Annotated in this window: 15 protein-coding genes, 1 tRNA gene and 1 pseudogene; 7 read left to right on the top strand and 10 right to left on the bottom strand. The window is 63.4% G+C overall.

What is annotated here, in order from left to right; translation table 11 throughout:
• The first annotated feature begins 1 nt into the window (after position 1).
• The 3 genes from GGR17_RS16060 to GGR17_RS16050 all read left to right on the top strand — a co-directional run bounded on the left by GGR17_RS16060 (position 2) and on the right by GGR17_RS16050 (position 3,556).
• Positions 2–1,216, top strand: coding sequence for an acyl-CoA dehydrogenase (locus GGR17_RS16060; protein WP_054539590.1), 1,215 nt, complete (start codon positions 2–4; stop codon positions 1,214–1,216).
• Complete coding sequence (locus GGR17_RS16055) at positions 1,216–2,334, top strand: CaiB/BaiF CoA transferase family protein (protein WP_054539589.1); 1,119 nt, start codon at positions 1,216–1,218, stop codon at positions 2,332–2,334. The genes GGR17_RS16060 and GGR17_RS16055 overlap by 1 nt, the downstream gene beginning before the upstream one ends.
• A gap of 328 nt (positions 2,335–2,662) precedes the next feature.
• The gene (locus GGR17_RS16050; RefSeq protein WP_054539588.1) at positions 2,663–3,556 is read left to right on the top strand and encodes an IS1595 family transposase; all 894 of its coding nucleotides are present in this window, start codon (positions 2,663–2,665) and stop codon (positions 3,554–3,556) included.
• Positions 3,557–3,920: 364 nt separating this feature from the next.
• On the opposite strand, the gene GGR17_RS16045 is transcribed toward GGR17_RS16050, so the two are convergent.
• The 7 genes and pseudogenes from GGR17_RS16045 to GGR17_RS16015 all read right to left on the bottom strand — a co-directional run bounded on the left by GGR17_RS16045 (position 3,921) and on the right by GGR17_RS16015 (position 11,057).
• Complete coding sequence (locus tag GGR17_RS16045; RefSeq protein WP_157445590.1) at positions 3,921–4,436, bottom strand: hypothetical protein; 516 nt, start codon at positions 4,434–4,436, stop codon at positions 3,921–3,923.
• A gap of 127 nt (positions 4,437–4,563) precedes the next feature.
• Positions 4,564–5,763 (bottom strand): annotated as a pseudogene (locus tag GGR17_RS16040) (IS701 family transposase); the annotation flags it as partial.
• 489 nt (positions 5,764–6,252) lie between these two features.
• A tRNA-Glu gene (locus GGR17_RS16035) sits at positions 6,253–6,327 on the bottom strand.
• 172 nt (positions 6,328–6,499) lie between these two features.
• Positions 6,500–8,248, bottom strand: a complete 1,749-nt coding sequence (recJ, locus tag GGR17_RS16030) for a single-stranded-DNA-specific exonuclease RecJ (RefSeq protein ID WP_054540443.1) — start codon at positions 8,246–8,248, stop codon at positions 6,500–6,502.
• 103 nt (positions 8,249–8,351) lie between these two features.
• Positions 8,352–9,317: a class II fructose-bisphosphatase gene (gene glpX / locus GGR17_RS16025; RefSeq protein ID WP_037207376.1), complete on the bottom strand. Its 966-nt coding sequence runs from the start codon at positions 9,315–9,317 to the stop codon at positions 8,352–8,354.
• A gap of 74 nt (positions 9,318–9,391) precedes the next feature.
• Positions 9,392–10,678, bottom strand: a complete 1,287-nt coding sequence (locus GGR17_RS16020) for a homoserine dehydrogenase (RefSeq protein WP_054539586.1) — start codon at positions 10,676–10,678, stop codon at positions 9,392–9,394.
• A gap of 76 nt (positions 10,679–10,754) precedes the next feature.
• Complete coding sequence (locus GGR17_RS16015) at positions 10,755–11,057, bottom strand: hypothetical protein (protein WP_054539585.1); 303 nt, start codon at positions 11,055–11,057, stop codon at positions 10,755–10,757.
• Between the two features lie 173 nt (positions 11,058–11,230).
• Between GGR17_RS16015 and GGR17_RS16010 the strand changes: the two genes are divergently transcribed.
• Both GGR17_RS16010 and GGR17_RS16005 read left to right on the top strand, forming a co-directional pair.
• The gene (locus GGR17_RS16010) at positions 11,231–12,433 is read left to right on the top strand and encodes an exonuclease/endonuclease/phosphatase family protein (protein ID WP_054539584.1); all 1,203 of its coding nucleotides are present in this window, start codon (positions 11,231–11,233) and stop codon (positions 12,431–12,433) included.
• A 63-nt stretch (positions 12,434–12,496) separates the two neighbouring features.
• Complete coding sequence (locus GGR17_RS16005; RefSeq protein WP_054539583.1) at positions 12,497–12,982, top strand: hypothetical protein; 486 nt, start codon at positions 12,497–12,499, stop codon at positions 12,980–12,982.
• On the opposite strand, the gene GGR17_RS16000 is transcribed toward GGR17_RS16005, so the two are convergent.
• From GGR17_RS16000 to GGR17_RS15990, 3 genes are read right to left on the bottom strand one after another with little or no spacing between them, the layout of a single operon-like run.
• A complete protein-coding gene (locus tag GGR17_RS16000; protein ID WP_054539582.1) occupies positions 12,979–13,545 on the bottom strand; it encodes a TadE/TadG family type IV pilus assembly protein in 567 nt (188 codons plus the stop codon). The two genes, GGR17_RS16005 and GGR17_RS16000, sit on opposite strands and share 4 nt — an antisense overlap.
• Positions 13,546–13,548: 3 nt before the next feature.
• Positions 13,549–14,103, bottom strand: coding sequence for a TadE/TadG family type IV pilus assembly protein (locus GGR17_RS15995; RefSeq protein WP_162231830.1), 555 nt, complete (start codon positions 14,101–14,103; stop codon positions 13,549–13,551).
• A gap of 11 nt (positions 14,104–14,114) precedes the next feature.
• Positions 14,115–15,827: a TadE/TadG family type IV pilus assembly protein gene (locus GGR17_RS15990; protein WP_054539580.1), complete on the bottom strand. Its 1,713-nt coding sequence runs from the start codon at positions 15,825–15,827 to the stop codon at positions 14,115–14,117.
• A gap of 355 nt (positions 15,828–16,182) precedes the next feature.
• Between GGR17_RS15990 and GGR17_RS15985 the strand changes: the two genes are divergently transcribed.
• Together GGR17_RS15985 and GGR17_RS15980 are read left to right on the top strand one after the other, a co-directional pair.
• Entirely contained in the window at positions 16,183–17,613 is a 1,431-nt protein-coding gene (locus GGR17_RS15985) for a Glu/Leu/Phe/Val family dehydrogenase (RefSeq protein WP_054539579.1), read from the top strand.
• A gap of 108 nt (positions 17,614–17,721) precedes the next feature.
• On the top strand, positions 17,722–18,972 hold the full coding sequence (locus GGR17_RS15980) for a sarcosine oxidase subunit beta family protein (protein ID WP_054539578.1): 1,251 nt from the start codon (positions 17,722–17,724) through the stop codon (positions 18,970–18,972).
• Positions 18,973–18,976 lie beyond the last annotated feature (4 nt).

Raw genomic sequence — 18,976 nt, 5'->3', positions numbered from 1 at the left:
CATGAAAGATACGCTGCCCACTAAAGACGCTCCCGATATGTCGCGCTTCGATTGGGAGGATGCCTTCCGTCTCGAGGACCAACTCATGGAAGATGAGCGCATGCTGCGCGATGCGGCGCGGGTGTTCGCGCAAGATATGCTTCAGCCGCGGGTGATCGAGGCCTACCGCAACGAGATCAGTGCGCCGGAGCTGTTCCTAGAGATGGGCGAGGCGGGTCTTCTGGGCGCTACCGTGCCCGAGGAATATGGCGGGCTTGGCGCCTCTTACGTCACCTATGGTCTCATCGCGCGTGAGATCGAGCGGGTGGATTCGGGCTACCGTTCCATGATGTCGGTGCAGTCGAGCCTGGTTATCTATCCGATCTACGCCTATGGCAGCGAGGAGCAGCGCCGTAGATATCTGCCTGGCCTGTGCTCGGGAAAACTAGTCGGCTGTTTCGGCTTGACCGAGCCTGACGCCGGCTCCGACCCCGGCTCAATGAAGACCCGCGCCGAGAAGACCGGGACCGGTTATCGCCTGACCGGCAGCAAGATGTGGATCTCTAACAGCCCCTTCGCCGATGTCTTCGTGGTCTGGGCGAAATCCGAGGCTCACGGCGGAAAGATCCGAGGTTTCATTCTTGAAAAGGGCATGAAGGGTCTGTCGGCGCCCAAGGTCGGTGGAAAGCTTTCTTTGCGTGTCTCCACCACCGGCGAGATCGTGATGGACGGCGTCGAGGTGAGCGAAGACGCACTCCTGCCCCATGCCGAGGGATTGAAGGGGCCTTTCGGCTGTCTCAATCGCGCTCGCTATGGCATCGCTTGGGGCGTGTTGGGCGCGGCGGAATTCTGCTGGCACGCCTCGCGTCAATATGGGCTGGACCGCAAGCAGTTCGGGAAGCCGCTGGCACAGACCCAGCTTTTCCAGAAGAAACTGGCCGATATGCTGACCGAGATCACACTCGGGCTTCAGGGTGCATTGCAGGTGGGCCGGCTGATGGACAATGCCCGCGCCGCCCCCGAGATGATCAGCCTGATCAAACGCAACAACTGCGGCAAGGCGCTGGACATCGCCCGTATGGCCCGTGACATGCATGGCGGGAACGGCATTTCCGAGGAATTCCAAGTCATCCGCCACATGCTGAACCTCGAGACGGTAAACACCTATGAAGGCACCCATGATGTACACGCCCTGATCCTCGGCCGCGCACAGACCGGGCTGCAGGCATTTTTCTGATGGGGGGGCCACTCGCTGGGCTGAGGGTCGTCGAACTGGCGCGAATCCTCGCCGGCCCATGGATTGGCCAGATTCTGGCTGATCTGGGGGCCGAAGTAATCAAGGTGGAGGCGCCGGAGGGCGACGACACGCGGCGCTGGGGCCCGCCCTTCATCGAGCGCGAGGGCGACCGGTCGGCGGCTTACTTTTACGCGGCCAATCGGGGCAAGAGTTCTATCACCGCCGATTTCCGAACTGAACAAGGCCGCCGTGCGGTGCGAGAACTGGTCGCCGGAGCCGACGTTCTGGTCGAGAACTTTAAACGGGGCGGGCTGGTGAAATACGGCCTCGACTACGACAGCCTCTCGGCGTTGAACCCGCAACTGATTTATTGTTCGATCACGGGATTCGGCCAGACCGGGCCTTATGCCGACCGGCCCGGATACGACTTCCTAATTCAAGGGATGTCGGGGCTGATGTCTGTCACCGGCGAACCGGACGGACAGCCACAGAAGGTGGGTGTCGCCGTGACCGACATTCTGACCGGTCTTTATGGGGCGGTCGGTATTCTTGCCGCAGTCGAGCAACGCCACACCTCCGGGCGGGGCCAGCATATCGACATGTCGCTTCTCGATTGCGCGGTCGCGTCGATGGCGAACCAGGCGATGAACTACCTCGTCACCGGACAGTCGCCTGTCCGGCGGGGGAACAGCCATCCCAATATCGCACCCTACCAGGTTTTCGCCACGGCTGACGGTCACGTCATCGTCGCAGTGGGCAATGACGGCCAATTCAGCCGGTTCTGCCAAGTGTTGGGGCTGGATCAGCTTCCTGGTGACGCCCGGTTTGCCGCCAATGCCGAGCGGGTGCAGAACCGCGATTTGTTGACCGAGTTGCTTTCGGTTGCAATCGCCGGCTGGAGCTCTGCCCGAATTCTGGAGGCGCTCGAACGCACCAATGTCCCCGCCGGGCCAATCAACACGATGGAACAGGTGTTCGCCGACCCCCAAGTTCTTGCGCGAGGTTTGCGGATCACGCCCGATGGCATCCCCGGCGTTCGCGGCCCCTGGAGGTTTTCGGATGCCGAGCTTTCACTCGCCCGATCAGCACCCGTCCGCGGACGCGGTGGGAAGGCATAGGCGATGCTGGAAAGCGAAGTCATGAAGCGCCGGGATCGCGAATCGGCATTGAAATTATTGAATAAATAACTAAACCGGTATGGTCATGACTGTATGATTATGACGGGCCGCCTGCGATCCTGGGGGCTAACACTACTTTGGCAGAATTTTTTTTGGGCGTTCTGCGATGAGCCTTTCACAATGGGGGCAGCGTCCTGGTGGTGGTCTCGCGAAGGCGTCGAGGATGGCTTGCCTGACGGCTGGCATGGTTGGTTGCGGCGGCGGTCCGGGGATTCTTTTTGGGGTGTATCCCCTTGACGCAAGTAAGCCGATTTGCTATATATGATGCATGGAAAAGAGCAAATCAGCATCCCCCGACTTTAGTGTCCGCGATTTCTTCAAGCGCTTCCCCGATGATGAAGCCTGCCTTGAACACATCTTCCGCGTTCGCTTCGGGGATCGTCACGTTTGCCAAGCCTGCGGTGTTGAAAGCACCTTCCACCGCATGAGCAACCGCCGTGCGTGGGCCTGTGCCGCCTGTGGTGATCATGTCTACCCTACGGCTGGCACCATTTTCCAAGATACCCGGACGCCGCTCCAGGTTTGGTTCTATGCGATCTACCTGTTTGTCACGACGCGGCACGGGGTTTCCGGCAAGGAACTGCAACGTCAACTTGGGGTGACCTATAAGACCGCATGGCGGATCGGTCACAAAATCCGTGAGCAGATGGACAAGCACGACCTGAAAGCCATGCTTCAAGGTCATGTCGAGATTGATGAAGCTTACGTGGGCGGCAAGCGCCCCGGCAAACGTGGGCGCGGTGCCGCTGGCAAAACCATTGTCATGGGCTTCAAGGAACGCGGCGGGCGTCTCGTGACCGAGATTATCCCTGACGTGAAACTGAAAACCCTTCGGGCCGAAACACTCAAAACCGTTGAGGCTGGCTCGACCGTATCGACCGATGAACTCTACAGCTACCGCTTACTGAAAGAGCATGGATATTCGCATGTTGCGGTGAAGCATGGAGCGAAAGAGTGGGCCGTGTATGATGCCGACACCGACACGCTGCACCATACAAACCATGTTGAAAGCTTCTGGCGTCACTTCAAACATTCGATCCGTGGCACTCATGTTTCGATCAGCCAGAAGCACATGCGCCGGTATTTGGACGAGTTCACTTTCCGGGCGAACCATCGCTGGGAAGCGAACCTGATGTTTGATCGTCTTGTAGCGGCGTTTTGATCACAGTAGCGGCTGTTTCATCGAACTCCGCCGCGCTGATCTGGCCGACGCCGCGCGCTTCTTCCTGAGCTATAAACTCTTCTAATTTCCCGGTTTTTTGCGCTTTAGATAGAGATAACATGATGGATTTGCTCCAAGATTCTTGACTTGTAATCTATTGTAGCATAAGAATTTCCGCATGACGAATGGGGCGGCCCGAAAGCCGCCCCACCGTCCCTTTAGCGGGATACCCCACCTTACGGGGGCTGCGAGCGGATAGCCATGAAAGCATCGCACACCGCCCGGAGGGGAGTTAATGGTTCCATAGAACCACCTCCCAGCTAAGTTCCCGGCATCTTCCAGTGCCGGGTCTGGTCTGAGAGGATCAGATGAGTTGTTTGATCGAGTCCTCTAGGTCGTCTCGATCAAAATGTTCTGAGGAAGTGTCACCTTCCCCGGTTTCTGAGCCGCCCTCGGGCGGCTCATTCTCTTCGGAGGGGAGCGAAAACTCTCCCCGACCGACCTTTTTCAAGCGCCCCTCATTCACAAAGCGATACAGGCTCGGCCCGACTTGGGCGTGAACCACGCCAGGCCAATACTTACCGTCAATGAATCCCACCACCTGCGCCGCTGTCGCGGACTGACGTGAAGAAAGGTATTCGCGCGCCATTTCCCACAGTGTAGGAATTCCGTCAGGGCGTGGCGCGCCTGCAGTGGGTTCATCTGTATCACCCTTGCGCTCGACAACGCTTTCTGCTGCACTTGAATTTGGCGTCGTGACATATCGTGCCACAACACTTAGCGCCACCTTGATTTCGCTTCGCTCCTTCTCAAGGTCAGAAATCGTCGCGTCAATCTCGCGCAAACGGTTCACAAGGATGTCGGATGCTGAATGTTCCATGAGTGTCAGATGCGCACTCACGACAGGGGAGTCAATCGTTAATCGTGAGGGCAGAACATTTAGGGCACGGCGTGAAAGGTTCTTTCAGGGGGGGGGGCAAAACTTGCGTCAAGGGGATACACCCCTTCTTTTTTTTCCGTCCCGCGGCCTTGAGGCGGCGGGATTGCAGGAAGGCGTAGGCGATCATCGTCATCAGCGCGTGTCGGTGAATACCCGTCCAGGACCGCCCCTCGAAATGATCGAGACCAAGCTCCTCCTTGAGTTGTTGATGCGCCTGTTCGCAGATCCATCGGGCCTTGACGGCGGCGGCGAGCGCCTTGAGGTTGGTGTCGGCTGGCAGGTTCGAGGCGTAGTATTTCCGCTCGCCGGTCGCACGGCGTTCGCCGATCAGCCAAGCCTCCTCGTCACCCGGCATGGCTTGCACACGGCCATCTGCCATACGATGCCGGTGGCCATCAGCGATGTGGACGCGGGTTGCGGCGAACTGGCAATTCAGCCTGCCTTTGGTCCCTCGTCTCCAGCTGACCTTCCGCCATTTACCGTGATCCAGCATCTGTTCGGCGGAAACGGCAATGCGGTCTGGGAGGTGATATTTGCGGCGTCGGCCGCGCCTGGCCTCGGGAAAGACCAGCCCGACATCTGCCGGATAAACGTTCTGCCGCCGTGACAGGCCGACCGCCCAAGCGAGACCGCGCGCGCTCAGAGCCTGGCGAAAAGGCCCGCTCGATCCGTAACCCGCATCGGCCAGCACACAGCCGAAGCGGACACCCGCAGCCCTCACCCGGTCGATCTCCTCGATGGCAATCGCAGGTTTGCTCAGGGCCGTTTGCCGATCATTCGGCACCCGGGCCCGGGCCATGCGGTCGGGATCGTTGGTCCAGACCTCTGGTAGAAACAGCCGTAACCCCACCGCCACCGGCACCTCGCGGGAGGCCAGCGTTACCGAGACAAGGGACTGACAATTCGCGGTTTTGCCCAGCGATGAGGCATATTGTGGCGCAACCCCGACCGAGCGTTTGCCCTTCTTCGGCAGGCAGGTATCATCGATGACCAGAAAGGCGTCCTCGCCACCAACCAGCCTGTCGGCCTCGGCCAGCAAGGCCGCCTCCAGCGGCGCGCTGTCCCAGACCCCGTCGGCGATGAAATGATGCAGTTGGTCATAGCCGACCGCCCCGTCCCGCGCCGCCATCGGCTGCACGCTCTTGCGATCACCCGGCCCAATGAGCCCGGCAATATAGGCCGGACACATCCGCCCCCGCGTCTTGTGTCCAAGCGCCGCTACAAACGGCGCCAGCCAGGTTTCCAGATCGCTCCGCCAGTTCCCCATAAACCGCCAGCCTCCCTCAAAGCTGGCTCCCTATGAATCACTCAAAACGCCTCCCGTGAATCCGGAGATTATCAGATCAGCAAAATTCTGCCAAAGTAGTGCTAAGCTCAAGGATCTTGGCAGCATACCGGCCGCTGGATGAGCAATCGGGCGGAGAATTCGCATGAGCACCCGGTCCATTTGGGCGCGGCTCTGACTTCGCGCTGCTATCAAGACCGATATGCTCTAGCTTTCATCGTATAGGTTAAGGTTTCGCGATTGGTCGCATCGGGACATCATCCTACAACAACCTTTCGACAAATGTTGCGCCGACTATGCAGCGCAACCGCCGGGCAGGGCAAGCGGGGCGTTCACGAATGCGCGATCATTTCCAGCCTGTCGCAACGCCTGAATATCCGATTTTAAGGGTCACCCCGTCGTGGGTAGATTGTGGGGGAGATGTTCGACTTTTTGGAGTATTGAGTAAAATCAATATCTTACAAAGCGAAGTGGCAGCCCGTAGGGGAATCGAACCCCTCTTTCCAGGTTGAAAACCTGGCGTCCTAACCGATAGACGAACGGGCCATGCCTTGGCGTGACGCGGTAATTAGGGAAATTGAGCGGGGGGCGCAAGGGGGTTTTTCGAATTATTGCGCGAATTTCCAATGTACCTGAGAGCGTCGTCGCGCGGCAGGTTCAGGCCCGCCGCAGGGTGTCGGAACGCGGGCGTGGGCAGGCTCCGATCTGCGTCCCGCGTTCAGGCCGGGGCCGCGTCTTCCAGGCGCAATTGCGGCCGCTGCCGCCCGCCCCAGGTGTTGATCTCCAGCCGCCCGGCAAGGTGAAAGCGCGCGCCGCCGTGCTGCTCCAGCATCGGGCCGAGCCCGGTGTCGAAGGCGCCAAAGGCGATGGCGTCAATCCGGGTGCCGAGCCCGTCGCCGAAGCTGATCTTCAGATGGCTGTCGCCGACGCGCTTGGCAAAGGCGATCTGCACGTCGGGAAAGGCGAAGCGCGGCGCCGGCGCGCCCGCGCCAAAGGGGCCCGCCGCCTCGATCTGGCTGATCAGCTCCACCGTGGCGGCGCCGGGCATCAGAACCCCGTCGAGCCGCAGGTCGGCGGGGCCGGCGGTACCGGCGCCCTGTTTGTGCAGCAGCTCGGCCAAGCGCGCCATGGCCGGTTCCAGCTTGTCGCGCGCCACGGTCAGGCCGGCGGCCATCTTGTGCCCGCCGCCGCGAAGCAACAGCCCCTCAGCCGCGAGCCGCTGGATCGACGCGCCCAGATCGACCCCGGAAACGGAGCGGCCGGAGCCCTTGCCCTCGTCCCCGTCCAGGCCGATGACGATGGCCGGGCGGTTGGTGGCCTCTTTCAGCCGCGAGGCGACAATGCCGACCACGCCGGGATGCCAGCCTTCGCCTGCGGCCCAGACAAGCGGCCCGTCCAGCCCCCGAGTTTCAGCCTGCGCCAGCGCGGCGTCGCGCACGGCGGCCTCGACCTCGCGCCGTTCGGTGTTGAGCTGATCCAGCCGCTCGGCCAGCGCGGCGGCCTCGGCCGGATCGTCGGTGGAGAGCAGCCGCGCCCCCAGATCGGCCTTGCCGATGCGCCCGCCGGCGTTCACCCGCGGCCCCAGCAGAAAGCCCAGGTGATAGGGCGTGGGCGCGGTATCCATCCGCGCCACATCGCCAAGCGCCACGAGACCGGGGCGCTGGCGCCGGGCCATCACCGTCAGCCCCTGGCGTACCAACGCGCGGTTGACGCCGGTCAGAGGCGCCACATCGGCCACGGTGGCCAGCGCCACGAGATCGAGAAAGCCGAGCAGATCCGGGCCCTTGCGCCCCGCGATGCGCAGTTGACGCCCGGCCTCGACCAGCATCAGGAACACCACGCCGGCCGCGCAGAGATGCGCCAGATCGCCGGTTTCGTCCTGCCGGTTGGGGTTCACCACCGCCAGCGCGGGGGGCAGGGTTTCGCCACCCAGGTGATGATCCAGCACTACCACATCGGCCCCCCGCGCCGCCGCGATCGGCTCATGGCTGAGCGTGCCGCAATCGACGCAGATGATCAGATCGTGATCCCGTGCCAGCGCCTGCATCGCGGGCACGTTGGGGCCATAGCCTTCATCGATCCGGTCGGGGATATAAAGCGTGGCGTCGCGGCCCATCTGCCGCAGCCAGCTCAGCAGCAGCGCGGCAGAGGCGCCGCCGTCCACGTCATAATCGGCGAAGACCGCGATACGTTCGTTCCGGTCCACCGCGCGCAGGAACCGTTCGGCGGCGCGGTGCATGTCGCGCAGCGTCAGCGGGTCGGGCAGCAGATCGCGCAGGGCAGGGGCCAGGAAAGCCTCTGCCTCGTCCGGGGCCACGCCCCGGCGGGTCAGGATGCGGCAGACGGCGGCGGGCAGGCGGGTGATCTGTTCCATCGCCTGCGACAGCCGGTCATCCTCGCCGCTGGGGCCGACCCAGCGCCGGCCGGTGGCCGAGCATTCGACATTCAGGAAGGCACGCCCGGTCATGAAGCGGCGCCAGGCCACGCCGGGCGCCCCTCAGGCGCTCGCGGGCTTTCCTCGCGCAGATCCGCGAAGACGCCCGCCTGGCCGGATGCGCGCGCGGGGCGGATCACTTCACCGGGTTGCGATAGATCATCCGGCGGACCGAGCCGGTTTTGGAGCGCATCAGGATGGTTTCCGTGGTCAGATAGCCCGGCTCGCGCTTGATGCCCCTCACGATCGACCCGTCCGTCACGCCGGTGGCGGCAAAGATCACGTCCTGCGTGACCAGTTCGTCGCGCGAATAGATACGGTCCAGATCGGTGATCCCGGCCTTGGCGGCGCGGCCGCGTTCATCATCGTTGCGGAACAACAGTTTGCCCCACATCTGCCCGCCCATGCATTTCAGCGCCGAAGCGGCCAGCACGCCTTCGGGCGCCCCGCCCGAGCCCATGTACATGTCGATGCCGGTAATCTCGGCCTCGGCGCAATGGATCACGCCGGCCACATCGCCATCGGTGATCAGGCGGATCGCGGCGCCGGTTTCGCGCAGCTCGGCGATCATGTCTTCGTGGCGCGGGCGCTCCAGCACGCACAGTGTGATGTCGCTCATCGCGCAGCCGCGCGCCTTGGCCAGTGCGGCGACACGCTCGGATGGCGACATCTCCATCGACACGACGTCTTTGGGATAGCCCGGCCCGATCGCCAGCTTGTCCATATACACGTCCGGCGCGTGCAGCAGCGTGCCGCGCGGCGCCATCGCGATGACGGTCAGCGCGTTGGGCATGTCCTTGGCGGTCAGGGTGGTGCCTTCCAGCGGGTCCAGCGCGATGTCGACCGCAGGGCCGGTGCCCGAACCGACCTCTTCGCCGATATAGAGCATCGGCGCCTCGTCCCGTTCGCCCTCTCCGATAACGACGACGCCCTGGATATCCAGCTTGTTGAGCTGGTCGCGCATGGCATTCACCGCGGCCTGATCGGCGGCCTTCTCGTCGCCATGGCCGACCAGACGGGCCGAAGCCATCGCTGCGGCTTCGGAAACGCGGGCCAGACCCAGCGAGAGCATGCGGTCATTGAAATCGATGGGTTGCGACATGATGAAATCCTGTGACGTGAAAGCGGTTTGCCCATACACCTAGCCGGTGACGGGGGGGTGACACAAGGCGCGGGTCAGAGCGTTTCGGTGCGAATGGCCACAGGGTGCCCCACGACAACACCGGTGGCTGCGAAACCGCCCATTGCGTGATCCAGCGCGTCGCGCGTTGTCTTGTGGGTGACGATCAGCACCGGGGCGGTGGTGTCGGCATGGTCGTACTGGCGCATCCGGTCGATCGAAATCCCGGCCTCGCCCAGCACCGTGGCCACCTTGGCCAGCGCGCCGGGCTTGTCCTGCAGCACCATCCGCAGATAATAGGGCGCGGCGGCGGTGGCCCTGGCCGGGATCGGCGCGGCCAGCGTGGCCGCCGGTTGTCCGAAGGTGGAAAGGCGGATCCCGCGCGCGATGTCCAGCACATCGGACATCACCGCCGAAGCGGTGGGGCCTTCGCCCGCGCCGGCGCCGCGCAGCACGATCTGGCCCGACGCATCGCCTTCCAGCACGACCATGTTGGTGGCGTTCTCAAGCTGGCCCAGCGGCGAGCCCGCGGGCACGAGGCAGGGCGACATGCGCTGTTCCAGCCCCCGGCCCGTCATCTGCGCCACACCCAGAAGCTTGATGCGGAAGCCCATATCGGCGGCATGGCGGATATCGTCGATCGAGATCCGCTCTATCCCCTCCAGTTCCACATGATCGAAGGCCACGCGGGTGCCAAAGGCGATGGAGGCCAGCAGGGCCAGCTTGTGACCCGCGTCGATGCCGCCCACGTCCAGCGTCGGGTCGGCCTCGAGATAGCCAAGCGCGCTGGCCTCTTCGAACACCTCGGCATAGGGCAGGCCGGCGTTTTCCATCCGGGTCAGGATATAGTTGCAGGTGCCGTTCATCACGCCCATGACGCGCAACATCCTGTTTCCGGCCAGCCCTTCTGTCAGGGCCTTGACCACCGGGATGCCGCCGGCCACGGCCGCCTCGAAACGGATCAGCGCGCCCCGCGCCTCGGCCGCTTCGGCCAGTGCCTGACCGTGGGTCGCCAGCATCGCCTTGTTGGCGGTGACCACATCCTTGCCCGCGGCGATGGCGGCCTCTGTCGCGGCCTTGGCCGGCCCGTCGGCGCCGCCCATCAGTTCGACGAACACGTCCACATCGTCACGGGTGGCCAGCGCCACCGGATCATCCTCCCAACCATAGTCCGAAAGATCAACGCCCCGGTTCTTGCCGCGGGTACGGGCCGAGACCGCCGAAATCTCGACCGGCCGCCCGGCGCGGGCGGCCAGCAGACCGGCATGGTTCTGAATGATTTTGACGACGCCGGTGCCGACGGTGCCAAGCCCGGCAAGGCCGAGCCGCAGGGGGGTGGACATGAGGGAAACTCCTGCAGATGTGCCGCGATCGACCGGGTGTTAGCGTGTTGCGGCGGGGCTTGCAACGCGGCTGCGCCTAAAGCGCATGACGTGATACCGCGTCCAGCAGCTGTCGGCGTTCGGTCCGGCTAAGAACGGGGCCGCCCAGGGCGCGGGCCCTGCGGCGCAGCGTTTCGGCGCGGGCGGCAAGGCGGGCGCCTGTCTCATCGTCGGTTTGCACCTGCGCCGCGTCTGCCAGCACCGCATCCATCGGCTGGATCGCGGGGAAGGGGGCGTTCTTGGCGCCCTCGCCGACCGCCGCCGTGATCTGGGGAAACCGCGCGCAACTGCCGAGAAGGCACAAAAACAGGAAGAACGTGGCGCGGGGCATGATGTCCATTGGCGAAACCTGCGTGACCTTAGCCCGCCCCGGGGGGCGCGGGCAAGGCGATGCTGCCCGGCCATCGGCGCAGGTGTGCCGGAACATCGCGCAAGGCCGGGGCGGGCGTGCGCCGGGCTTTGCGGGAATCGCCGGGGCAGGCAGAATGGGGGCATTGTTTCGGGAGATTTCAGATGGCCGCACCTTTTTCAGCCGCCGAATGGCAACGCATCAACATGACGCTCGAGGCCGGCCCGGCGGCCTATGGCATGCCCGAACGGCGCGCGGGATCGGTTGTTCTGGCCTCGTGGAACATCCGCAAGTTCGGCGCGCTCGCCGATGGCACCGGGCCGAAGAAAAGCCCCGGCGCCTTTGCGATGATTGAACGGTTCTGCCGGGAATGCGACCTTGTGGCGATACAGGAGGTGCAGAGCGATACCGGCTCGATCTACGCGCTGCGCGACCGGCTGAACGCGGCGGGGGGCGCCTATGCGCTGGTGATTTCCGACGTGACGGGCCGGGCGCCGACGCGCAATCGCAAGGGCATGGCCGAACGCAGCGCGTTTCTGTTCAATACCGCGCGGGTGCGGCGCGGCGATCTGGCGTCGGATCTATCCTATGACCGTACCGCGATCCTGTCCAACATCAACGCGGCGATGGCGACCTCGATCGCCAATCAGCTTGGCGAGACGGCCGATCCGGGGTTTCTGGACCGTGCCCTGCACTGGATCAGCGGCACCACCCGGCTGGCCGCCGACCGGCTGGATAATTTCGTGCAGTTCATCCGGTCGCCGCATCTTGTGGAATTCGTGATCGACGGGCCGCAGGGCAGCTACGCGTTCTATTGCGTCAACGCGCATCTGGTGTCGGGCAAGAACAAGCGCGAGCGCGAGCAGGAATTCTTTGCCCTGCTCGAATGGCTGCTGATCGACAGCGCGCAGACGGTGGTGCGGGATGGCAAGATCTATCTTCTGATGGCCGATCTGAACCTTGATTTCGAATCCAGCCTCGACCGTCGCAGACGGGGGATCGAGACCTACATCACCGACCTGAACGCCGAGAGGGGGCTGACGGCCAAGGTGAATTTTCCGTTCCTGGACGGTGGCCTGCACACCAATGCGCGCAAGGACGAAACCTTTGACCATATCGCCTGGGTCGCGCTGGACGACCGGCTGCCGCGCGGGCGGCACAACGGGCTGGCCGGCACGCTGGGCCCCGACGGGTTCGACTATGGCATGTTCGATTTCACCCGGCTGTTCGTCGAGGCCGGGCCGGGGCGGGGGCCGGATGGCGCGCCTGAATACGCCCGGTTCGAGCATGATTTTTCCGATCACATGCCGATCTGGCTGCGCCTGCCGCTGCCCTCTGATACCCAGCACCGGTTCGTCGTCGGGTGAACGCCCTCTCGATCTTTCGCGCGGCGGCGGCTAAACCGGCGGCGGACCTTTCAGGAGACCCCGATGACCAAGGTGCTTGCCACCGTTTCCGCCTCTTTGCCGCGCCGCGTGTTCGGCATCGGTGTTCTGCTGCTTTTGGGCGGTGTCGTTCTGTACATCGGGCTGGCGCGCCCGCATGACGCGCCGGGCTGGCAGGTCTTCATGCTGGTGTTCGGCATCCTGATGCTGTGGCTGGCCGAGATGATGCGCCGGGCAACGGGGCGCGGGCTGCGGCTGACCGAAGAGGCGCTTGTCGATGATGCCGGGCGCGAGCTGGCGCGGATCGATCAGATCGAGGCGGTCGAGCGTGGCACTTTCGCGATGAAACCGACCAACGGCTTCGTGCTGCACCTGAAGACGGCGCCGGGGCGGGCCTGGGCGCCAGGCATGTGGTGGCGGCTGGGGCGGCGTGTCGGCGTCGGCGGCGTGACCGCCGCCGGCCAGACCAAGTTCATGGCCGAAATCCTGACCGCGCGGCTGCATGAACGCGCGCAGGCGGACGAGGCTTAGCCCCAGGGGATCGTCGCCATGAAGCGCGGGCGGGTCACCACGGTATTCTCGAAGCTGCGCTGATCCAGCCCGACGTTGAACGCGGGCGTATAGGTGACGAAAGTTTCGACCAGGATAACCCGGTCGCCCGCCGGCATGATCGGGATCACGTCCAGATAGGATGACAGATCGCCATCGGTCAGGGGGGCAAGTGTTCCGGTTCCGTAAGACCAATCCCGCGTCATCACGCGGGAGGCATCGTTATTGGCGCAATTGTCCGCGCAGCGGACGATCGTCACCCGGATGCGGGAATCCGTTCCGTGCCCGGTGGTCAGATAATCATAGGTGTTGGCCAGCCCCTGGATATAGAGGGCATTGACCGGCGCGGTTTCGCGGCTGAGCATGTCGCTGATCGTATAGGCGGCCTTCTGGTTGACGTTCTTGGCGTCATAGGCATCGAAGAAGGCCAGGCTGCCGACATAGGTCCAGACCAGCACCGGCAGGGTCATCACCGCTTCTGCGGTGATCGTGGCGTCTTCTTCGGCGATGAAGCGGCGCAGGCGTTTGCAGATTGTTTCCATCATCGCTCAGGTTCCCGTTCCCGGCTCGTTCACGAACCCGGAGGTTGCGATCAGCGGAAAGCCGTCGCCGACGTTTTCTTCGAGAAGCAGCGCCAGCGCGGTGCCCGGAAACACCGGATCAACCATCGCGCAGGCGCGCACGATCATCATTTCGTTCTGCGTGCCCGCCGTGAAGGTCACCACCGGCTGAACATCGGCGCCGCGGTTGACACAGGTGGCGGCCGGGTTCGGCAGGGTCCAGCTTGCCCGGTTGACCGGTGTCAGTTCCAGCATCAGCTCGGACGAGCAGTTGGAGATCAGGTTGCCCAGATGGCTGCAGATCTCGGATTTCAGCAGGTCGGCATCCAGGTTCGGCCAGGTGCCCAGCCTAAGGTCGCGCACCGTCATATCTACCGCGCGTTCCAGAAACGCCTGGCGGGTCATCAGGATCGCAAGTTCGAAACTGGACAGGAACAGCGTCATGAACACCGGGAACATGATCACGAACTCCATCGTGGCTGTGCCGTCTTCGCGGCGCAGCAGGCGCTTTGCCCGGCGGCCGATCCGCCCTGCGAATGTCATCAGGCCGTGGCTCATTGGGTCAGTCTCAGCTGGTTGATCGAGCTGGCGATGACGCCGAAAATCTCGGCCAGGTTGCTGCCGTTGGCGGGAAAGTAGTGGCCCGGCGTGCTGGCACATTGCGACATCACGTTGTCGGCGTCCCCGGACACTTCGAAGCCGATCGTATAGACGATCACGCCCTGTTGCTTGGCTGCCGAGCAGATGTCCTGAAGCCGGGCGTTTTTCGTCGAGGTGCCGTTGGCAGCCACCGGATCCTCCAGCCAGCTCCACTGCGCGTACCAATCGGTCGGGAAGCGCTCCCACACCGCCTGATAGTTCATCTGCACCGCGGCGCCGGGCTGATTGATCACCTGTTCCTCGGTCGTGGTCGTGCAGCGATAGCCGCGCCACCAGGTCCAGGTGCAACTGGTGTTGGTCACGGTCACGACCTCACCATCGGCATCGCCGAATGGAAAGTCGTTCCAGGTGCCGTCGTGGGTGTAATAGTATTTCCCGGTTGCGGCTTTGTAGATCGAAAAGTGGTTAGAATAGTTCGGATCGGTATTGCGATACACCTCTGACAGGCCCGAACGATAGCCATCCTTCAGGTAATGCTGGTCGGTGTTGACGCCATCGGTCATCAGCACCACGACCTTCATCGAATATTCCTGGGTATAGTCATAGGGCCGGCCGGCGAAGGCCGCGTCCACCACGGGGGTGCCATTGCCCGAATTCTCGGTTGTCAGGGTCTGGATCGCGGGGCGCAGCGTCGGGTCCAGCAGGGCCGCGCCCCATTTCATCCCCAGATCGATCGAGGTGTTGCCTCCGGCCGAAAGCTGGTTGATTGCCGTGAAGACGTCATTGTGGTCTTCCATGAACGGCTTGACCTCGCGCCAGCTGTCGGTGCGGCAGGTCCAGGACGACGGATAGTAGTTCGACGAATTCCAGGGATCGAAATGCCCGGTGCGCGACAGCTCTACCTGCGGGTCGAGCGCGGTCACGTGGAATTCGGAGCCTGAGAATGTCACGCAATCCGAGCTTTGATGCTCGTTCGACACGTTCAGCTTGTCCAGCAGGGTGGAGCCGACGGTGACCTGTTCGGCATAGGGCACGAGGGAGATCGAAACCTTGCCATCCTCGACGGTGCAGGGTTCGTTGGAATTGCGCTCTGCGTTCGGGTTGCACTGCATGTAATATGAGAAATCCTTGGCGGCTTCGCGCAGCTCGTAGATTTTCGTGGACCCGCTGCTCGACGACCAGCCCATGGAACCCGACACGTCGACGACAAGAGAGATCTCGAGATCGGTGATGCCTTCTTCGGCGGTGCTGGCCCCGCCCGATACGATCCGGTCGACGCCGAGCATCGACATGAACAGCGTATCAACCTCTGTCGAGGCGGTTGCCGACACCCGGCGGAAACTCAACTGCCCGGCGGCGGTGGAATGTGTCACGACGATGGAGTCCGCGTTCAGGTATTGCGCCATTCCGGCCTTGTCGAAATAGTCGATGACCACGGATCTGGCGTCTTCGGTCTGGTTCAGATCGGCGGCGGCCAGCACGGCGCGGTCCAGCGTGTTCTGGATGGTGGTACGGGTGTATTCGGCGCGCATCGTGTCGATTGCGAGGCCGCTGGCCATCAGCATCAGGATCAGAAGAAAGAGGCCGAACAAGATCATCGAACCGTCTTCGTCACGCCGGAAACGGTTCAGCCGCCCCGACCAGGCAGACCGTGCGCGTTTCAACATTACAAAAGTGCTTCTTTTTTCAATCCGAAGCGACATCATACTCGTCCTTTTTCAACTTCGCCCGCACAATGAAACACAATGGATGCGGACGTCGGCCCCGCCTTCTAACGCTTGGTGTGGCGGAAAATTACGGCCGAACTGTGGCGCACTCGGGGCACTGTCGCAAAGCCGGGGCCAGTTCCGCGCCGGGTGCGATCACTGCGCCCCGGGGGGAAACAAATGCAAGGCTTTCAGCACTTTGCTGCCCCAGTTCAAGCTATCCTTAACGAAATTTCGGGTGGTGCTATGGAAAACAGGCCCTAGGCTCGGTCAGACCGAGTCGCGATACAATGCGCCTGCCTGTGGGAGGGATAAAATGGCCGGAACGAACGAGCCGAGCTTTCGGGAATCTGTGGATCTGATGTTCAGCCAGGCCGTGGCGCGGATGGACCTGCCGCCGGGGCTGGAGGAAAAGATCAGGGTGTGCAACGCCACCTATACCGTCCGGTTCGGGGTGCGGCTGCGCGGGCAGCTTCACACGTTTACCGGCTACCGTTCGGTGCATTCCGAACATATGGAGCCGGTCAAGGGCGGCATCCGCTATGCCACCGAGGTCAATCAGAACGAGGTCGAGGCGCTGGCGGCGCTGATGACCTATAAATGCGCGCTGGTGGAAACGCCGTTCGGTGGCTCCAAGGGGGGGCTGTGCATCAACCCGCGGGACTGGGACGAGCACGAGCTGGAGCAGATCACCCGCCGGTTTGCCTATGAGCTGATCAAGCGGGATCTGATCAGCCCCAGCCAGAACGTGCCGGCCCCCGACATGGGCACCAGCGAGCGCGAGATGGCCTGGATCGCCGATCAGTACAACCGGATGAACACCACCGACATCAATGCCAATGCCTGCGTCACCGGCAAGCCGCTGCATGGCGGCGGCATCGCCGGCCGGGTCGAGGCGACGGGGCGGGGCGTGCAATACGCGCTGCACGAATTTTTCCGCCACCCCGAGGATATCGCCACCGCGGGTCTGTCGGGCACGCTCGAGGGCAAGCGGATCATCGTTCAGGGGCTGGGCAATGTGGGCTACCACGCCGCGCAGTTCCTTTCGGTCGAGGACGGCGCCAGGATCACCGGCATCATCGAGCGTGACGGCGGGCTGTTCAATCCGGATGGCATGAATGTGGATGCGGTGGCGCATTGGATCCGCGTCAACGGCGGGGTGCAGGGGTGCCCCGAAGGGGCCTATCTGGCCGATGGGGCGGTGCTTCTGGAAGAGGAATGCGATATCCTGATTCCCGCTGCGGTCGAGGGGGTCATCAACCTGGGCAATGCCGCGCGGGTGAAGGCGCCGCTGATCATCGAGGCGGCGAACGGCCCGATCACCGCCGGCGCCGATGCGGTTCTGCGCGGGCGCGGCGCCGTGATCATTCCCGATCTCTACGCCAATGCCGGTGGTGTTACGGTATCCTATTTCGAATGGGTCAAGAACCTGTCGCATATCCGCTTTGGCCGGATGCAGCGCCGGCAGGAAGAGGCGCGCCACAAGCTGATCGTGGATCAGCTTGAAACCCTGTCGGAGGCGCTGGGCAACACGTGGTCGCTGACACCACATTTCAAGGAGCGCTACCTGCGCGGGGCCGATGAGCTGGAGCTGGTGCGCTCGGGGCTCGATGACACGATGCGCACCGCCTATCAGTCGATGCGCGAGGTCTGGCACGGGCGCGAGGATATCCCGGATCTGCGGACGGCGGCCTATGTCGTGGCCATCACCCGCGTCGCCGAAAGCTACCGGGCGAAGGGGCTGTAACGCGCACATGGTCCGAATGCGACATCCGGCGGCGCAAAACAGCGCAAATGGACGTTGCGGTATCGGGGCGGAGTTGTTCTTCTGAACTCCGGTGATCCGGAGATGCGCATGGGTTTTTCAGGCTTCAGAGTGTTCCGCGAAGGGCTGCGCGGCAACAGGGGCTGGGCGCGGCAATGGCGCGACCCCGAACCGAAGCCGGCCTATGACATCGTGATCGTCGGCGGCGGCGGCCACGGGCTGGCGAGCGCCTATTACCTGGCCCGGAACCACGGGCTGGGCAATATCGCGGTGCTTGAAAAAGGCTATCTTGGTGGCGGCAACGTCGGCCGCAACACCACGATCGTGCGCGCCAATTATTTCCTGCCGGGCAATTCCGAATTCTACAGCCATTCGCTGAAGCTGTGGGAGGGGCTGGAGCGCGAGCTGAACTATAACGTGATGCATTCGCAACGCGGCATCATCAACCTGTTCCATTCCGATGGCCAGCGCGATGCCTTCGCCCGGCGCGGGAATGCGATGATCAATCAGGGCGACGATGCGGTGTTGCTCGACAGAGAGGGGGTGCGCGCCCATGTGCCCTATCTCGATTTCGAGCAGACCCGCTTTCCCATCCACGGCGGCCTTTTGCACCCGCGCGGCGGCACGGCGCGGCATGATGCGGTGGCCTGGGGCTTTGCCCGCAGGGCCGATCGGCGCGGGGTGGACCTGATCCAGAACTGCGAGGTCACCGGGATTGATATCGTAGGCGGACGGGTAACCGGTGTGCAGACCACGCGCGGTGCGATCCGGGCCGGCAAGGTCGGCGTTGTCGTGGCCGGGCGGTCGGGGCAGGTGGCGGCGATGGCCGGGCTGCGCCTGCCGGTCGAAAGCCATGTGCTGCAGGCCTTCGTGACCGAGGGGCTGAAGCCGGTGATCAATCAGGTCGTGACGTATGGCATGGGCCATTTCTACATCAGCCAGTCCGACAAGGGTGGGCTGGTGTTCGGCGGCGATCTGGATTTCCACGCCTCTTACGCCGCGCGGGGCAACCTGCCCGCGGCCGAACATGTGATGGAGGCGGGCATGACCCTGATGCCGATGATCGGCAAGGCGCGGGTGCTGCGCAGCTGGGGCGGGATCGTGGACATGACGCCCGATGGCTCCCCCATCATCGACAAGGCACCGGTCGAGGGGCTGTTCCTGAACTGCGGCTGGAACTACGGCGGGTTCAAGGCGGTGCCGGCCTCGGGCTGGGCGATGGCGCATCTGATGGCCACCGGACAGCCCCATGCCACCGCTGAACGCTTCCGGCTGGACCGTTTCACCACCGGCCATCTGCTGGACGAAGAAGGCACCGGCAGCCAGCACAACCTGCATTGAGGAG

This window comes from Actibacterium naphthalenivorans, assembly GCF_014196965.1.
Lineage (GTDB): Bacteria > Pseudomonadota > Alphaproteobacteria > Rhodobacterales > Rhodobacteraceae > Actibacterium_A > Actibacterium_A naphthalenivorans.
The sequence above is the reverse complement of the archived record's forward strand: the minus strand, read 5'-3'. Positions and strand labels throughout refer to the sequence as shown.

Bases quoted from the DNA above. Each gene is read 5' to 3' on its own strand.
- GGR17_RS16045 (WP_157445590.1), bottom strand. From the start codon at position 4,436: ATGGAACATTCAGCATCCGACATCCTTGTGAACCGTTTGCGCGAGATT.
- GGR17_RS15990 (WP_054539580.1), bottom strand. From the start codon at position 15,827: ATGTTGAAACGCGCACGGTCTGCCTGGTCGGGGCGGCTGAACCGTTTC.
- GGR17_RS16000 (WP_054539582.1), bottom strand. From the start codon at position 13,545: ATGATGGAAACAATCTGCAAACGCCTGCGCCGCTTCATCGCCGAAGAA.
- GGR17_RS16055 (WP_054539589.1), top strand. From the start codon at position 1,216: ATGGGGGGGCCACTCGCTGGGCTGAGGGTCGTCGAACTGGCGCGAATC.
- GGR17_RS16015 (WP_054539585.1), bottom strand. From the start codon at position 11,057: ATGGACATCATGCCCCGCGCCACGTTCTTCCTGTTTTTGTGCCTTCTC.
- glpX (WP_037207376.1), bottom strand. From the start codon at position 9,317: ATGTCGCAACCCATCGATTTCAATGACCGCATGCTCTCGCTGGGTCTG.
- GGR17_RS16060 (WP_054539590.1), top strand. From the start codon at position 2: ATGAAAGATACGCTGCCCACTAAAGACGCTCCCGATATGTCGCGCTTC.
- GGR17_RS16010 (WP_054539584.1), top strand. From the start codon at position 11,231: ATGGCCGCACCTTTTTCAGCCGCCGAATGGCAACGCATCAACATGACG.
- GGR17_RS15980 (WP_054539578.1), top strand. From the start codon at position 17,722: ATGGGTTTTTCAGGCTTCAGAGTGTTCCGCGAAGGGCTGCGCGGCAAC.
- GGR17_RS15985 (WP_054539579.1), top strand. From the start codon at position 16,183: ATGGCCGGAACGAACGAGCCGAGCTTTCGGGAATCTGTGGATCTGATG.
- GGR17_RS16050 (WP_054539588.1), top strand. From the start codon at position 2,663: ATGGAAAAGAGCAAATCAGCATCCCCCGACTTTAGTGTCCGCGATTTC.
- GGR17_RS16020 (WP_054539586.1), bottom strand. From the start codon at position 10,678: ATGTCCACCCCCCTGCGGCTCGGCCTTGCCGGGCTTGGCACCGTCGGC.
- GGR17_RS15995 (WP_162231830.1), bottom strand. From the start codon at position 14,103: ATGACATTCGCAGGGCGGATCGGCCGCCGGGCAAAGCGCCTGCTGCGC.
- recJ (WP_054540443.1), bottom strand. From the start codon at position 8,248: ATGACCGGGCGTGCCTTCCTGAATGTCGAATGCTCGGCCACCGGCCGG.
- GGR17_RS16005 (WP_054539583.1), top strand. From the start codon at position 12,497: ATGACCAAGGTGCTTGCCACCGTTTCCGCCTCTTTGCCGCGCCGCGTG.